We start from the raw sequence: 16,145 nt of genomic DNA, 5'->3' as shown, positions 1-16,145 counted from the left end.
TCATTGCCCTAACAAATAAGCAAAAATTAATGGTGCTACAATGGTAGCATCACTTTCAATAATGAATTTAGGTGTATCAATATCTAATTTCCCCCAAGTTATTTTCTCGTTTGGCACTGCGCCAGAATACGACCCATAACTTGTTGTAGAATCACTAATTTGACAAAAATAGCTCCAAAAAGGTGTATCTGTTCGTTCCATATCTTGATACAACATAGGCACTACACATATTGGAAAATCGCCAGCAATTCCACCTCCAATTTGGAAGAAACCGATTCCTTTTTCAGAATTATCTGTGTACCAATCTGCTAAAAAGGTCATGTACTCAATTCCAGATTTCATGGTACTAGCTTTTAACTCTCCTTTTAGTACATAACTTGCAAAAATATTTCCCATTGTACTATCTTCCCAACCTGGGCAAACGATAGGTAAGTTTTTTTCTGCAGCAGCGTACATCCAAGAATCTTTTATATCAATTTCGTAGTATTGTTCTAAAACACCCGAAAGTAACATTTTATACATGTATTCATGTGGTAAATAACGTTCTCCCTTAGCTTCGGCTTCTTGCCAAATTTCATATATATGTTTTTGTAAACGACGGAATGCTTCATGCTCTGGAATACACGTATCGGTTACACGATTTAAACCTTTTTCTAACAAATCCCACTCTTCTTGTGGTGTTAAATCGCGATAATTTGGCACACGTTTGTAATGTGAATGCGCTACCAAATTCATGATATCTTCTTCTAAATTCGCACCTGTACATGAAATAATATGTACTTTATCTTGACGAATCATTTCTGCAAAACTTTTACCTAATTCGGCAGTACTCATAGCACCTGCAAGAGACACTAGCATTTTTGCACCAGAATTTAACTGTGCCTCATACCCTTTAGCCGCATCAACTAAAGCTGCTGCATTAAAGTGTAAATAATGTTTTTCTATAAATTGTGAAATTGGGCCTTTAGTAGTCATCGTCGTCACTGAATTTAGAAGCGTTATTTTTTTGTTTTGAATTATCGTAGGTGTTATCGTATTCGTCGTCTATATCTTCACCCATAAATTTATAACTAAGCATTTTGTAATACAATTTTGCAGCTAAAAAATCTGAAGATTTATCTATTTTATTTGGGCATAGCTCTACAATATCGAATCCTACCACATTTTTTTCAGCAAAAACTTGTTTTAAGAATTCTAACGTTTCATACCATAATAACCCACCTGGTTCTGGTGTTCCTGTACTTGGCAAAATTGAAGGATCGAAAGCATCTAAATCTATAGTTATAAATACATTTTCTGTCATTTGATCTATTGCAGAATCCATCCAAGTATCATCTACAGCCATATCGTGAGCAAAGTAGGTTTTATCTTCATCCATAACCGTTTTTTCAATAACGTCCATAGAACGAATACCTACCTGAATTAAATTTGTTGTTTGGCTAGCTTCATACACTGCGCAGGCATGATTACAGTTAGAACCTTCGTAAGATTCTCTTAAATCTGCATGTGCATCTAATTGTAAAACTGTTAGACTAGGAAACATCTCATTAAACGCACGAATAGTTCCTATAGAAATAGAGTGCTCACCACCAAAAATGGTAACAAATTTATTTTTCTTGATGTATTTTTTTGTTGCTTGATGTACCGCCTCTACCATAGCTTCTGGCGATGAATTTTCGGTAACAGCATCAGCTAAATACACACCTTGTTGGTAAACTTCAGTATCAGTTTCAATATCGTAAAGTTCCATATTAGCAGAAGCATCTAAAAACGCTTCTGGTCCTTTGTCTGCTCCTTTTTGCCATGTACTTGTACCATCATATGGCACAGGAATTAATACAATTTTTGCTTGTTCTAATTTGGCCAATTCCTCTGGAATTCCAGCATAGGTTTTATTGTTCATAACCTAAAATTTTAAGTAAGTCTTCACTTTTTTGTTGTTCACTAAATAATTTTGTTGTGATGTTTCCATCTGCATCTCTATCTATTAAAATATGTTTTGGCGACGGAATCAAACAGTGTTGTAAACCACCAAACCCACCAATAGTTTCCTGATAAGCTCCTGTGTTAAAAAATCCAATATATAAAGGTTTGTCTTTATTATATTTTGGCAAATAAATAGCATTCATATGTTGTTCGCTATTGTAATAATCATCACTATCACAAGTTAATCCACCTAACAATATACGCTCATAAGAATCTTGCCATCTATTTATTGGCAGCATAACAAAACGTTTATTTATCGCCCAGGTATCTGGTAACGTTGTAATGAACGATGAATTAATCATATTCCATTTCTCACGATCGTTTTGTTGCTTTTGGTATAATATTTCATAAATAGCCCCACCACTCTCGCCAACAGTAAAACTTCCAAATTCTGTAAAAATATTTGGCACATCTACACCTTCTTCCTCACAAGTCAATTTTATCTGGTTAACAATTTCATCTATTAAATATTCGTAATCAAACTCAAAAGCTAATGAGTTCTTTATAGGGAAACCTCCACCAATATTCAAACTATTTAAGGACGGACAAATCTTTTTAAGACTTGTATAAACTTTTAAACATTTTAAAAGCTCATTCCAGTAATATGCATTATCACGAATACCAGTATTGATGAAAAAGTGAAGCATTTTTAGCTCTACTTTTTTATTATTCTGAATTTGATTTTTATAAAACGGAACAATGTTTTTATAACCAATACCTAAACGCGATGTATAGAACTCAAATTTAGGTTCTTCTTCAGATGCGATTCTAATACCTACATTAAATTTGCCTTTAATTTCTTGAGATAGTAATTCTATTTCCTCATAATTATCAATAATAGGAATAGCATTCTTGTGCCCGTTATTAATTAATCTGGCTATGTTGGTTATGTATTGTGCACGTTTAAAACCATTACTAATAACATAGGTGTCGTTATTAATTTTTCCTTCTGCTTTTAAGCTTTCAACAATATCAATATCGAAAGCCGAAGACGTTTCAATATGTATATCATTTTTTAATGCCTCGTCTAAAACATGTTTAAAATGTGAACTTTTTGTACAATAACAATAATTGTAAGTGCCTTTATAATCATGCTTTTTTATAGCATCTGCAAACCAACTTTTTGCCTTGTTAATATTGTTAGATATTTGTGGCAAATAAGTAAATTTTAAAGGCGCTCCGTATTGTCTTGTTAATTGCATTAAATCTATACCATGAAAATGCAATTCTGCTTTATCAACTTTGAATTCTTCTTGCGGAAAATCAAAAGTTTGATTGATTAAATCAATATATTTTGTATTCAATTTATTTTTTATAAAAGTTAAAGATGTAAATAGTAGATTAACTAACTGTTAAGTTAGTGAAAAATAAATAATATCAAACTTGAATTTCTTTTTGAGTAGTAGGCACAAAAGCGTATTTATGCTGTATAGCATATATTGGAGAAACGGAAGTTAGCTTTAAAATTCGGTCACTTAATCTGTAAGCTGCTTTTGAATATGACTTCCTAATTTTCAAAAGCCCGAACATAGAAACAGGTTTCAATTTGTTCAGCTAAAATACTGTGCAAATGAAAAACAAAAATTTGAATTACAAAGCCTTTTTTTAAAAAAGTTTTATATTTTTTTAGTAGCCTTTTTTGGGGTTCATTAGGGTCGAAATATTCGTTTCAATCTTTTTGTTATTGTATTACAAAAAGGGTTGTCACTTCTATCCCTAACGTATAAATCGAGTTAAATATAGCATTAAGTCAATTTTAAATGGAAAATCTTTATCCTAAAGCATCTTTAAAGTATTCAACTCTTGCTCTGTTAAATGTTTCCAGCTACCACGTGGAATATCTTTTTTGGTTAAGTGTCCAATAGCAACGCAATCTATACTTACAATATCGTATTTAAAATAATCAAAAATAGTTCTAATTATAGTGTTTCCTGTGTTCTTAATTTTAAGTCCTACTTCCTTTTTTGAAGCACCGTCTATATAACTGATTTCTTCTACTGTAATAAGCTTCCCTTCTACTTTAAATCCGTTTTGAATCTTTTTTAAATCTTCAAGCTTTAAATTATTACTCAACTCAATATGAAATAAACGCGCAATACCTTTTTTTGAATTTGTAAACTTATCTGCAATAGCATCATCATTAGTAAAAAGCAATAAACCTTTAGAGTTTCTACCTAATCGACCTATTGGTTTTATTTTGGAATTTGTAGCATTGGCTACTAAATCCATAACTGTTCTACCTTTACCTTCACTTGTAGTTGTAGCGAATCCTTTTGGTTTATTAAGTAAAACATAAGCCTTTTTCTCTGGGTTTATACGTGCACCATCGTAACGTACTTCATCTCCAGGTTTTACTTTATAACCCATTTCGGTAATTACTTTACCATTTACAGAAACTAATCCTGTAGCAATATGCACATCGGCTTCACGACGTGAGCACATTCCAGAATTTGCAACATACTTATTTAACCTAATTTCATCAGGATTACCAGATTTTTTAGGTGTTGGATTTGTTTTCTTAATAGGTGCATTTCCCCTTGCATAACTAGTATGACGTGTGTTTCCGCTACCACGCCCTGATGTTTTTCCTTTTCCCTTACTCCCTTGATGTCTGTTCATTACTTATTATTTTGTGCAAAGATACTTTATAAAAATACGATTTTCGTTTTTTGATATATGATTTTATTAAATACGATTTAAAACAACATTCACGTTAATTAACACAATGCAAAAAACACCAGCAACTATAATAAACTTTAAAATATTGTGAAGTATTAAATAGTGCGTTTTTGTTTTAGATTTCCAAAGCAATAATAGAAAAATTAACAATAAAACAATGCAGAAATAAAAGTACAAATACATGTAACCTATTTCAAAACGGTATAGAAGCAAATAAGTAGGGATAAGTGTTAAAAACGACAACACTGTTAGCATTATTTTCGAAGCTTTTTCACCATATACAATAGGAATAGTTTTATAATCTTGAGCTAAATCGCCTTTTATATTCTCTAGATCTTTAGTAAGCTCTCGCATAGACATCAATAAAAACAAGAAAACGGCATGTACAAAAATTACGGTTTCAAAATTTTTGTAATACATAAAAATGGCGAAAAAAGGTGTAATGGTTAAAATTGCAGAAGTTAAATTACCTATAAATGGTAGTTTTTTTAATTTGTGTGAGTAAAACCAAATACCAAAAATGTATATTGAAAAGAAAATTACAGCTTTAAAAGACACATAACTTGCCATAACAGCAGCTACAAAATTTAGCACAAAATAAAATGACAACTTTGTATTTTGACTTACCAACCTATCTAATCTTGATTTAATAGGTTTATTAATTAGATCTTTTTCTGAATCGTAAAAATTATTGATAATGTATCCAGCAGCAATTGTTGCTGCGGATGCTAATACTAATAGTAATAAATTAACATCAAAAACAACTTCTTTTACTGGCTTATCATGAGCCATAATGTAAACTGATGCCAAATATTGAGCGATTACAATAATTAAAATATTGTAACCTCTAACTACAGAAAACATGCTAAAAAACTTAAGTAGAATGTGTTTCTGTCGTCTTGAAAGCATAAAACTAAATTTTAAGAAACCCTAAGACTGAACTTTGGGTGACAGAGAGATTTAGAAATTATAAACAACTTCTAATTTGTAATCTGAAAGCGATTGTTTTGCTTTTTCAATATCTTTTGTAAACCCAAGAATATAACCGCCACCGCCAGAACCACACAACTTTAAGTAATATTCGTTGGTTTCAATTCCTTTTTTCCATAGCTCATGAAACTGCTGTGGAATCATGGGCTTGAAGTGATTCAATACAATCTTTGAAAGTTGTTTAGTGTTCTTAAACAACGATTTTATATTACCAGTTAAAAAATCTTCAACACAAGCATCTGTGTGTTTTATAAACTGTGTTTTAAGCATATTACGGAAACCTTCTTGTTTCATGTTTTCCATAAAAATACTTACCATTGGAGCAGTTTCACCAACAATACCGCTGTCTATTAAAAAAACGGCTCCTTTACCTTTTTCTTGTTGAGCAGGAATACCTGTTGCTTCAATATTATCTTTTGAGTTGATAAGAATTGGAATACTTAAATAACTGTTTAAAGGATCTAAACCAGAAGATTTACCATGGAAAAAAGATTCCATTTCAGAGAAAATGTCTTTTAATTTCAAAAGCTTTTCTCGAGTTAAATTTTCTAAAACAGTAATTTTATCTTGTGCATATTTGTCATAAATCGCAGCAACTAAAGCACCGCTGCTTCCCACACCATAGCCTTGTGGAATAGAGGAATCGAAATACATACCTTTGTTTACATCTTCCTTTAAAGCATTAATATAAAAAGTTACTAAATCTGGATTTATATTTTCTAAATAGCTAACAAATCGTTTTAAACTTTCGTTTGATTTAATAGCACTTTCCGATGGATTTTCATCCATTTTTAAAGCGCCATTATAAAAATTATAAGGAATTGATAAACCTTTAGAATCTTTAATGATTCCATACTCTCCGAAGAGTAATATTTTAGAATAAAACAGAGGTCCTTTCATTTAGCAATTTTTTGACTTGGTTTTGCAAAATTACAACAGTTTTGATCCAAATCCAATTCTATCACTAATATAGTGACCATTTTGACAATATGCAACTAATTCATTTTTAATGAATTTCAACACACCATCCTTTTCTTTTTCTGGAAATAGCACATGTACATTGGCTCCGGCATCTAAAGTAAAGCAAACTTTTGAGCCTGTATTTTTCCTAAATGTCCAAATTTTGTTAATGATTTCAAGGGTGTTTGGCTTCATTAAAATAAAATATGGCATACTAGTCATCATCATTGCATGTAGTGTTAATGCCTCACTTTCAACTAAAGCAATAAACGCATCTAAATCACCTTCTTTTAAAATACTAATTAAATTGGATAGGTTTTGGTTAGCTTGATTAAAACGCTGTTGTGCAAATGGGTGACCGTGCATTAAATTATGCCCAACCGTACTACTTACTTGCTTTTCACCTTTATCAACCAACAAAATAGTGTCTTGATAATTTTTGAAGTTTTCATGAACTTCAAACGGATATTTTACACCAAATAAATCCGAACTCCCTGTAATTTCATCATGTTTTCCCCAAACTACTAGATCGCCTTCCAAACTTCTGCAAGCACTTCCTGAACCTAAACGCGCTAGAAAAGATGCCTTTTGGATGAAGAATTCATCTGACATCTCGACTGCGCTCGATGTGACATCAGATTCAACGAGTTCTTTTTCTACACTCATTAAACACAACGCTAAAGCACTCATACCTGATGCCGAAGAAGCAATACCAGAGCTATGAGGAAACGTATTTGATGTTTCAATTTTAAAATGAAAGTCTTTTAAAAAAGGCAAATATTGCTCTACGCGATTAAAAAAAGTTTCAATCTTTGGTTTAAAATCATCTTTCTTTTCATCATCTAAAAAAACTTCAAAAGAAAAACCACTATGGTTTTGTTTTTTAGAAAATGTAAGCTTAGTTATGGTTTTACAATTATTAAGCGTAAAACTTATGGATGGGTTTTCTGGAATTTGACGTTCCTTTTTTCCCCAATACTTAACCAATGCAATATTACTTGGTGAAGACCATGTGAAATTCCCTTTTTCTACAGCTTTGGAATATGGTTTTGGAATAAATTTTTCTTCTGTCATACGAGTTTAATCTGCCAACAAAGATAACAACTTTAACATAGTTTTATAGTTTCTTGTAGTTGCACTGGTTTGTAGTTTTTTTTCAAAATAATTCATATTGAATTTTGATTTTCCATAACCTTTTTCACAGTATAAATAAAGACAATCATTAATAATTTGATACTCTTCACCTTCATACATCTTTTCAGAAGCTATTTGTATTAACCCATCATTCGGATTTGTATGCAGTAACATAAAATAGCTATTTTCTTTTTTCTCATTATTAAACGGACAATCATCAAAAATACGTTGTAAATCTAATCCTGTTCTCACTAAAACAGAAACATCAAATCCAAAATGATCTTGAATCGCATGATGAATTTTTTGTTCTAATTCTTCTTTATTTTTTACAGAAGAATGAAAAATAATATTTCCACTTTGAATATAAGTTTGCACATTACTAAGACCAATTTTGGTAAGTAACTTACGTAATTCTGCCATAGCCACTTTTTTATGCCCGCCAACATTTATACCTCTAAGCAATGCGATGTAAGTTGTCATTTATTTTGAAATATTTTGAGCAGCAATATATGCACTCGTCCAAGCATTTTGAAAATTAAATCCTCCCGTGATAGCATCAATATTTAAAACTTCTCCTGCAAAAAACAAGTTTTTAAACAGTTTACTTTCAAAGGTTTTAAAATTTACTTCTTTTAAATTAACCCCTCCAGCAGTAACAAATTCTTCTTTAAATGTACTTTTTCCATCAACACCAAAAATAGCTTTAGTTAATTGAGTTGCTAATGCTTCTAACTGACTTTTATTAACGTCTGACCATGTTGTGTTTTCAGTAATATTTGAAGCCAATACCAATTGATGCCATAAACGTTTTGGTAAATTAAAATGAGAAAATTTGAATATGGTTTTTTTCTTTAAATCCTGCTTAAAACCTTTTAAAGTATCTAAACAATCATTAAAAGACATTCTAATAAAATTAATTTCTATATCGAACTTATAATTTCTTTTTGCCAATTCAATTGCTCCAAAAGCAGATAATTTTAATATTGCTGGTGCACTAAAACCAACATGTGTTACAAGTAGCGGCCCTTCAGATTCCAAATTAGACCCGACAACTTTAACCTCAACATTTTGAGCCACAACCCCTGGAATGGTTTTTATACGTTTATCTTTAACATTAAACGTAAAAAGTGATGGAACCGGTTGCGAAATGGTATGACCTAAATCTTCTATAACATTCCACATTTTAGTGTTGCTTCCTGTTGCAATTACAAGTTTCTCGCAATTGTATGTTTCACTTTTAGTTAAAATTTCAAAACCTATCGATTCCGTAAGTGGAGACACATTTGTTACGATTTGATTATACAATACCTCAACATTGTGTTTTTGGGCTTCATTTAAAAAACAATCAATAATTGTTTGAGAAGAGTTTGAGATGGGAAACATTCTACCATCGTCTTCAATTTTTAATTCTACTCCTCGTTTTTCAAACCACTCTATGGTATCTCCAGTCATAAATTGATGAAAAGGCCCAAGTAATTCTTTTTCACCTCTTGGATAATTCAATACTAATTCTTGAGGAATAAATTCAGCATGTGTAACATTGCAGCGTCCGCCTCCAGAAATCTTTACTTTTTGTAAGCCTTCTTTTCCGCGCTCTAAAATGGCAACTTTTAGTTCTGGATGTTGTTCCGCAATATTAATAGCTGCAAAAAAACCTGCAGCACCTCCTCCAATAACAATTACATCTTTATTTATCATTTTCTAATATGGAACCCTTAAATTATTTAAGTTCATTTTATATCTTTTGATCGCATTAGCCCTTCTTGAGCAACTGAAGCTATAAGCTTTCCTTCTCTAGTAAAAATATGTCCTCTTGCAAAGCCACGACCATTGGATGCATTAGGAGATTCCATAGAAAAAAGCAACCAATCATCTAAATCAAAATCTCTAAAATACCACATTGAATGATCTAAGCTTGCGGTTTGGGTATTTCCCCAATGTGCTTTACTAGCATGCGGATTAAGTGCAGATACCAAAATATTATAATCTGATATATAGGTTAAAATTTGCTGTTTAGTAGCCAAATCTAATCCCTTTACATCACCTTTTAGCTTAAACCAAACATCACTAAATGGAGGTAAATCTTTTCTCTCTAAAGGATTTGAAATCTTAGTAGGTTTAAAATCTATAGGTCGTTCAATTTCAAAAAAAGCCTTTAAGCTTTTAGGTAAAAAATCACCATATTGGTTTAAAATATTTGTCCAACTTAAAAGTTCTTCAGGTTGTTTTAATCCAGATTTCATTTCAATTTGATGATTGTAACCGTCCTCTTTTTTATGAAATGAAGCAGACAAAATAAAAATAGTCGTATTTTTTTGATGAGCAGTAACTCGCCTTACCGAAAAACTACCTCCGTCTCTAACTTTACTTACATTATAAGTTATAGGTTGGTTTAAATCTCCAGCTTCTAAAAAGTAAGCGTGCATAGAGTGTAGTATTCTTCCGTTGGTAATTGTTCTGCTGGCAGCATTTAAAGCTTGCGCCAACACTTGTCCACCAAAAACTACTGGACTCCCAACTGTTTCACTTACTCCATTAAACTCATTTTCGGTGACTTTTTCTAAAATTAAAAGATTCAATAAATCATTAACAGTAGTCATACATTTTTAAACTTTAAGCGTATAAAACTATTAAATTTATTATAGGCTCTTGGCATCTTTTATAAATAGTTTAAGATTTTTAATTTTCATGTGGTTTATAAAGTCATTATTTTGGTTTTAAATTGAAATTATATGATATCTCAAACCCAAAAACTACTTGTTTTATTTTTTGCAGTAACCTCTTGCCATACTGGAAAACTCACCGTTATAGCAGACTTACCCGGAAGTTTAAAAGAATCTTCAGCTATTGAAACCGTATCTGGTTCTAATTTACTTTGGACTATTGAGGACTCTGGAAATAAAAATAATATTTATGGCCTAAACACTAAAGGTAAAATTGTAAAAGATATAGACATTAGTAATGCAAGTAATATTGATTGGGAAGATTTAACTTCTGATAATTCTGGGAACCTTTACATTGGAGACTTTGGAAATAATAGCAAAAACCGTGATGATTTTACTATTTATAAAATTTCGAATTTAGAAGAAGAACAAACTACTGCAGAGCGCATTAATTTTATTTTACCAAAAAAAATAAAACCTGAAGATTTTGAAGCTTTTTTTCTTTTAAATAATGCTTTCTATATTTTTAGCAAAGAGAATAAATCTAGTATTCTTTTAAAAGTTCCTAATACCGTTGGAAAACACACCGCAGAATTGGTAACCGATTTTAATTTAAATGGCAAACACCATAAAATTACATCGGCGGATGTTAGCGATGATGGAAAAGTGATAATTCTTTTAAATCACAATAAACTTTGGAAAATTTCTAATTTCGAATCGGATTCTTTTTTTAAAGGCACTATTGAAGAAATTAAGTTTAATCACACTTCACAAAAAGAAGGCATATGTTTTAAAAACAACCAGAGCGTTTATATAACAGATGAAAAAAACAAAAGTGAAGGTGGTAATATTTATACTTTTAATTTGAATTAAAAATTAAGCCCAAACCCAAAAGAAAATCTTAACCCTTCAACACTATTAAAAAAGTTAAACGTTCCCGATAGGCTTTCTGCAGCGGTTATCCAGAAACCACCACCATAATCATTATGCCATTTGTCTGAAAAATCACCTTTTAACCAAACTCTACCTACATCAAAACCACTAAAAACACCGATTTGCAATGGTAATGTATTGGTTTTAAATGATGGAAAGCTGTATCTTAAATCTGCACTACCAACAAAAGAATTTTTACCTGTAAAACGCTCTGTTCTATAACCTCTTAAACCATTTTTACCTCCAATATTTGCTGCTTGATAAAAAATTAAATCATCGCCAACACGTATTTGAGTTCTAACGTCTGTTTTTAAAACTAACTTTTTATCTTTGGATAGTGCATTGTAAAATCCTAAATCTGAGTTTAAATAACCATAGGTGTTTTTAGTATCTTTAAATTCTGTTTTACCACCAATGTTTAGCATAAATGTCATTCCCTTTTTCGGGTTAATTTTATCATCGAAACTTGAATAATTAAACTGAGCTTCAACACCTCCAAAAAAACGTCGTTTATAGAAATCTGTATTATTAATCGGCATAAAATCTGCAATAAAACGATTTGGTGTATCTTCAATTTCTATGGCTTCAAAAAGTGTTCTAAAACCATAATCGCTACCAAAATTTCCTTTTTTAAGAAGACCAACTTTAGCGGCATAAATGCCAGTTTTTACGCGATTAAAGTCCAGACCTAATTCATCATCATTATTCACAGTTTCATTACCGTAACCAAAAAAGTTATTAGTAAAATTCTCGGTAGTATATCTACCTCCAACATGTAAATTCCAGTCACCAAAAATATTAGCGAATTCACCATTATAATCTAAAGAAAAACCACTGGTTGCAAAATAATACCCTCCTTTAAAACGATGTTGTGTAGAAAATGGATTTCGCTGAAATCCTTTTTTTGTTTTCACATATTGAAGCCCTAATAAAAAACCATCATCAGGATTAAAACCGACAGCTGGAGTTATCACGCTCGATTTTACAATATTTTTATTAAAATCAAACAGGTTTAGATTATACGTGTCTGAAAGTTTGATGTCTGCTCCTTTATTTTCTTCAATAGTATTAGACTTAGATTTGTGGTCGTAGACCTTAATACGTCTTCCGTTTTTAATTCTGTAAGTATCATTTTCTTGACCACCAATAAGTCTTGTAAAAATTAAATTATTGGCTTTACCGGTTACTTCAAAAATGTCTTTATCATCCAATCCATAAATCCAGATTTCTTTGGTAATTTCTCTGTTGTATATTTTATCAACTATAACCTCTCCTTTTTCACCGTCAATTATTCGTGAAATAATTATACGTGTTTCTTCATCTCCCGTTCTTATAACCTCAATAAAATCATCTTTATCTGTTCCAGTTAAAATAACCAGTTCATTTAAGTAATTGTAATAACCTGTCGCAATATCCTGTAGATTAGCTCGTCTTCCTTTTAATTTCACCTTTATCTCTTCTAAAGTTTTGTCTTTAACCTCTTCGGGCACTTTAGTGAATGCTTTTTCTATAACCTCATCTGTTATATTATCTTGAAGAAATTTAGCTTGTTCTAACCAAACTTCTTTGTTAGCATCTTGAATAAGCACGCGATCTATTTTAATTCCTGCGCTGTTCATCCATTCTATATCTTCGAGTTTTTCATCATATACTTGAAGTTGTTTTGTTGAACCTGAAATAATTTTCATAACATCTAACAGAGCGCCATCAAAATTAGAAAACACCTGGTCACGATCTCGTGGAATAGGATGATAATACTTATCGCCATTAGCTTGATCAAATTGTGCCCAACGCCATTGGTCTTGGTGTCTGTCCCAGTCGCCTATTAGCATATCAAAAAGTCGCGCTTTTACAAAGGCATCTTCAGCAATTTTATGTTTTTCGTCTTCACGTACTTTTTCAATAATATCATGGGTACTTTCAATATCATCAGCATAACCAAAATTTCTTTCATCTGCATAATTATCTTCTGGTCGCTCTTCAATCATATACAATTCACCACCATATTCCTTGTTAAATTCACCTAAGTGTTTATGCTTCGGAATAAAATATAACTTTGGATTAGTATGAAAAATCTTTGCTGCATCAGACAAATCTGGAACAACCGTAAAGGCATATGGGTGAGCCGCTGTATAAAAATCTAGAATTAAGCCCTCTATAGCTGTTTTTTCAAACTCATCTTGAATGTAAGTATCTTTAAACAAAACAGTTTGTAAATATTGTGTAGCACTTTTACGAAGCGCTCGCATATTTAATTCTCTTCCATCTTTAGTTTTTAATCGTAAAGAACGTGTTTGATGACCGCCTCCTTTTCTAACAACTTCTAATCCTCCATAAAGCGTATCTAGCGTTGCTACTTTTGCTTTTATTTTTGTACTGTAAATATCGCGATAATGGTCTCCCCAAACCGATTCAAAAAAGTCTGATTTATCGGTTTCTTCTTTTGAATAAATTGACACCTCAATTTGTTGAGGAAACGTGTCTGGCAAATGGGAAACATCATATTTTTCTGTGGGTGGAAATACTTCTTTTTGGAACAATAACTTAGGTTCTCCCTGTTCTTCCCCAAAATATCTTACCCAACTACTTCCATCTTTAAAAATTGTAAGTTCAGCAAAACCTTGTTTTCCGTAAGAGAACAATCCAGTATTACTTAAGGCTACAGCAGACTCTTTAGCTCCAGACCCTGAAACAATTTGCTTTATACCTTCTTTTTCAATGTATTGTAATGTGTGTTCGTGCCCCGAAACAAAAACCACATTATCGGCATCTAAAGTCATGGTTTCTAAACGACTCATTAACTCGTGATAGCGTTCGTTATACCTATCTTGAATAGATACTCCACCTTGAGTTCTAAGTTGTGTTATAAAAGAGGCTATTCCTGGAAGTGGTATTTTTTTCTGAAAAGGATATAGATGTTTAGATAAGGCATATTTACCACCATGCACCCCATTGGTAAACATTGGATGGTGCATAGCAAATACCGTTGTTTTATTTTGTGCTTTTTTAAGTTCTCCTTCTAATTCTAGAAAAAAACGTTCTCTAGTTTTTATTTCGCAATCGTCATTGACAGTTGGGTGATTATTCCAATTCTCTAAATACCATTGTGTATCAATAATAATTAATTGGATGGTTTCACTAACATCGATACTTTCAAGAGGGCAGCCATTTTCTGGCAAAAAGGTGTTTTTTCCTAAAGCACCTTCTATATATTTTTCTTCTCTTTTTAAACCTTTTAAACCATTGGCATACCAATCATGATTCCCAGGAATAAAAACAGTTTCTCCTTTAAAATTATCAACAGATTTTACTTGTGCGTTTAAAGCATTTTCTGCACTAGCTCTATTTTTATGGCTTTTGTTTGGTAATCCTGCTGGGTAAATATTATCGCCTAAAAAAAGTGTGTAATCACCTTTAGTTTTCTTGCCTTCAATATGCTTATGAAATGCTGTTAATGCTTTAGACATGTCATTTGTTGGAGATAATCCAGCATCTCCAACTAAGTAAAAGGTTTTGTCTATTTCTTTATTTGGGAAGGTGTTTTGCTTGTCTTCCTCTTTAGCGTATTGAGGTTTATAAGTTGCACATGCACTTAGAATCGTTAATATTATTAATGTAAAAATACTTTTACTAAACTTCATAGTTGATTATTTATAATTACAAAAATAGCGGTTTAATACCTCTAACAATATTCCATATACTTAAATAATTAATGCAAATGAAACATAAAAACAACTTATAATCTTATTAAAAGCTATTTTAATTTATTTGAATACAAGGTTCTTAGTTTAGATAATTTGGGGGTTATTACAAAGCTACAATAGCCTTGTGAAGGGTTGTTTCTGTAATAATTTTGATGATAATCTTCTGCTTTATAGAAAATATCTAAAGGGCTTATTTCAGTAACTATAGGGTCTTTATAATATTCAGACACTTTTTTAACAACCTGTTCTGCTATTTGTTTTTGAGTTTTATCATGATAAAAAATAACCGAACGATACTGGGTACCTACATCTGCACCTTGTTTGTTTAGCGTTGTAGGGTCATGGGTTGTCATAAAAATGACTAAAATATCTTCAAAAGAAATTATATTGGAGTCAAAAGTAACTTGCACGACCTCAGCATGACCTGTTAAACCAGAACAAATTTCACGATATGTTGGATGCCCGGGAACATTACCTCCAGAATATCCAGAAACCACTTTTTCAACACCTTTAACTTCTTGAAATACGGCTTCTGTACACCAAAAGCAACCTCCTCCAAATGTGGCTAATTGTATATTTTTATCACTCATTAACAATTTCTTTTTCTAATTGCATTGATTCTGAATTGATACAATAACGTAATCCGCTAGGTTCTGGTCCATCAGGAAAAACATGTCCTAAATGGGCATCACAAACATTACACATTACCTCTACACGCACCATTCCAAAAGCTGTATCTTTTTCATATTTAATAGCATTCTCTTTAATTGGTTGAGTAAAACTAGGCCAACCTGTACCAGAACTAAATTTTATAGTAGAATCAAACAAAGGCGTATTACAACAAATACAATTGTACTTTCCTGCATCATGAACACTACAAAGTGCACCACTGTGTGGACGCTCTGTTCCTTTTTGCCTAGTAATTCTATATTGTTCTGGAGTTAATAGCTCTCTCCATTCTGCATCTGTTTTTTCAATACGTATATCCGGTTTCGGGTTTCCGTTTACACTAAAATTTATTACGTCTTTCCAAGTTAACATATTATATTTTTCTTTTTCATGAATTAATTAAAAGCTAATAGATTTTAATGAGTCG

14 protein-coding genes are annotated in these 16,145 nt (G+C 31.7%); 1 reads left to right on the top strand and 13 read right to left on the bottom strand.

Features of this window, described 5'->3' with window-relative positions:
• The 10 genes from MBM09_RS03880 to MBM09_RS03835 form a co-directional block, all read right to left on the bottom strand.
• Positions 1–975 (bottom strand): deoxyhypusine synthase family protein, encoded by a 975-nt coding sequence (locus tag MBM09_RS03880; RefSeq protein WP_238675543.1) that lies wholly within the window; start codon positions 973–975, stop codon positions 1–3.
• Positions 965–1,903, bottom strand: a complete 939-nt coding sequence (speB, locus tag MBM09_RS03875; protein WP_238675542.1) for an agmatinase — start codon at positions 1,901–1,903, stop codon at positions 965–967. The genes MBM09_RS03880 and speB overlap by 11 nt, the downstream gene beginning before the upstream one ends.
• Positions 1,893–3,290, bottom strand: coding sequence for an arginine decarboxylase (locus MBM09_RS03870; RefSeq protein ID WP_238675541.1), 1,398 nt, complete (start codon positions 3,288–3,290; stop codon positions 1,893–1,895). The genes speB and MBM09_RS03870 overlap by 11 nt, the downstream gene beginning before the upstream one ends.
• A gap of 472 nt (positions 3,291–3,762) precedes the next feature.
• Positions 3,763–4,605 (bottom strand): pseudouridine synthase, encoded by an 843-nt coding sequence (locus MBM09_RS03865; protein ID WP_238675540.1) that lies wholly within the window; start codon positions 4,603–4,605, stop codon positions 3,763–3,765.
• Positions 4,606–4,671: 66 nt separating this feature from the next.
• Positions 4,672–5,574: a geranylgeranylglycerol-phosphate geranylgeranyltransferase gene (locus MBM09_RS03860; protein ID WP_238675539.1), complete on the bottom strand. Its 903-nt coding sequence runs from the start codon at positions 5,572–5,574 to the stop codon at positions 4,672–4,674.
• 51 nt (positions 5,575–5,625) lie between these two features.
• Positions 5,626–6,555, bottom strand: coding sequence for a mevalonate kinase (locus MBM09_RS03855; protein ID WP_238675538.1), 930 nt, complete (start codon positions 6,553–6,555; stop codon positions 5,626–5,628).
• Positions 6,556–6,585: 30 nt separating this feature from the next.
• Positions 6,586–7,689, bottom strand: a complete 1,104-nt coding sequence (locus tag MBM09_RS03850; RefSeq protein ID WP_238675537.1) for a diphosphomevalonate/mevalonate 3,5-bisphosphate decarboxylase family protein — start codon at positions 7,687–7,689, stop codon at positions 6,586–6,588.
• Between the two features lie 6 nt (positions 7,690–7,695).
• Positions 7,696–8,229, bottom strand: a complete 534-nt coding sequence (locus MBM09_RS03845; protein WP_238675536.1) for a DUF1697 domain-containing protein — start codon at positions 8,227–8,229, stop codon at positions 7,696–7,698.
• Positions 8,230–9,447, bottom strand: a complete 1,218-nt coding sequence (locus MBM09_RS03840) for an NAD(P)/FAD-dependent oxidoreductase (RefSeq protein WP_238675535.1) — start codon at positions 9,445–9,447, stop codon at positions 8,230–8,232.
• A 32-nt stretch (positions 9,448–9,479) separates the two neighbouring features.
• The gene (locus MBM09_RS03835) at positions 9,480–10,349 is read right to left on the bottom strand and encodes an acyl-CoA thioesterase II (protein ID WP_238675534.1); all 870 of its coding nucleotides are present in this window, start codon (positions 10,347–10,349) and stop codon (positions 9,480–9,482) included.
• A gap of 132 nt (positions 10,350–10,481) precedes the next feature.
• Between MBM09_RS03835 and MBM09_RS03830 the strand changes: the two genes are divergently transcribed.
• The gene (locus tag MBM09_RS03830) at positions 10,482–11,285 is read left to right on the top strand and encodes a hypothetical protein (RefSeq protein WP_238675533.1); all 804 of its coding nucleotides are present in this window, start codon (positions 10,482–10,484) and stop codon (positions 11,283–11,285) included.
• On the opposite strand, the gene MBM09_RS03825 is transcribed toward MBM09_RS03830, so the two are convergent.
• From MBM09_RS03825 to msrB, 3 genes are all read right to left on the bottom strand, one after another.
• Entirely contained in the window at positions 11,282–14,986 is a 3,705-nt protein-coding gene (locus tag MBM09_RS03825) for a metallophosphoesterase (RefSeq protein WP_238675532.1), read from the bottom strand. The two genes, MBM09_RS03830 and MBM09_RS03825, sit on opposite strands and share 4 nt — an antisense overlap.
• A 113-nt stretch (positions 14,987–15,099) precedes the next feature.
• Positions 15,100–15,639, bottom strand: a complete 540-nt coding sequence (gene msrA / locus MBM09_RS03820; RefSeq protein WP_238675531.1) for a peptide-methionine (S)-S-oxide reductase MsrA — start codon at positions 15,637–15,639, stop codon at positions 15,100–15,102.
• On the bottom strand, positions 15,632–16,090 hold the full coding sequence (msrB, locus tag MBM09_RS03815) for a peptide-methionine (R)-S-oxide reductase MsrB (RefSeq protein ID WP_238675530.1): 459 nt from the start codon (positions 16,088–16,090) through the stop codon (positions 15,632–15,634). The genes msrA and msrB overlap by 8 nt, the downstream gene beginning before the upstream one ends.
• Positions 16,091–16,145: the final 55 nt, after the last annotated feature.

The sequence above is a fragment of the Flaviramulus sp. BrNp1-15 genome (genome assembly GCF_022259695.1).
Classification (GTDB): Bacteria; Bacteroidota; Bacteroidia; order Flavobacteriales; family Flavobacteriaceae; genus BrNp1-15.
This window is presented reverse-complemented; position numbering and strand designations above follow the sequence as displayed.

Coding starts and splice junctions, on each gene's coding strand:
- MBM09_RS03835 (WP_238675534.1), bottom strand. CDS start 10,349: ATGACTACTGTTAATGATTTATTGAATCTTTTAATTTTAGAAAAAGTC.
- speB (WP_238675542.1), bottom strand. CDS start 1,903: ATGAACAATAAAACCTATGCTGGAATTCCAGAGGAATTGGCCAAATTA.
- MBM09_RS03850 (WP_238675537.1), bottom strand. CDS start 7,689: ATGACAGAAGAAAAATTTATTCCAAAACCATATTCCAAAGCTGTAGAA.
- MBM09_RS03855 (WP_238675538.1), bottom strand. CDS start 6,555: ATGAAAGGACCTCTGTTTTATTCTAAAATATTACTCTTCGGAGAGTAT.
- MBM09_RS03865 (WP_238675540.1), bottom strand. CDS start 4,605: ATGAACAGACATCAAGGGAGTAAGGGAAAAGGAAAAACATCAGGGCGT.
- MBM09_RS03860 (WP_238675539.1), bottom strand. CDS start 5,574: ATGCTTTCAAGACGACAGAAACACATTCTACTTAAGTTTTTTAGCATG.
- MBM09_RS03830 (WP_238675533.1), top strand. CDS start 10,482: ATGATATCTCAAACCCAAAAACTACTTGTTTTATTTTTTGCAGTAACC.
- msrA (WP_238675531.1), bottom strand. CDS start 15,639: ATGAGTGATAAAAATATACAATTAGCCACATTTGGAGGAGGTTGCTTT.
- MBM09_RS03880 (WP_238675543.1), bottom strand. CDS start 975: ATGACTACTAAAGGCCCAATTTCACAATTTATAGAAAAACATTATTTA.
- MBM09_RS03825 (WP_238675532.1), bottom strand. CDS start 14,986: ATGAAGTTTAGTAAAAGTATTTTTACATTAATAATATTAACGATTCTA.
- msrB (WP_238675530.1), bottom strand. CDS start 16,090: ATGTTAACTTGGAAAGACGTAATAAATTTTAGTGTAAACGGAAACCCG.
- MBM09_RS03840 (WP_238675535.1), bottom strand. CDS start 9,447: ATGATAAATAAAGATGTAATTGTTATTGGAGGAGGTGCTGCAGGTTTT.
- MBM09_RS03845 (WP_238675536.1), bottom strand. CDS start 8,229: ATGACAACTTACATCGCATTGCTTAGAGGTATAAATGTTGGCGGGCAT.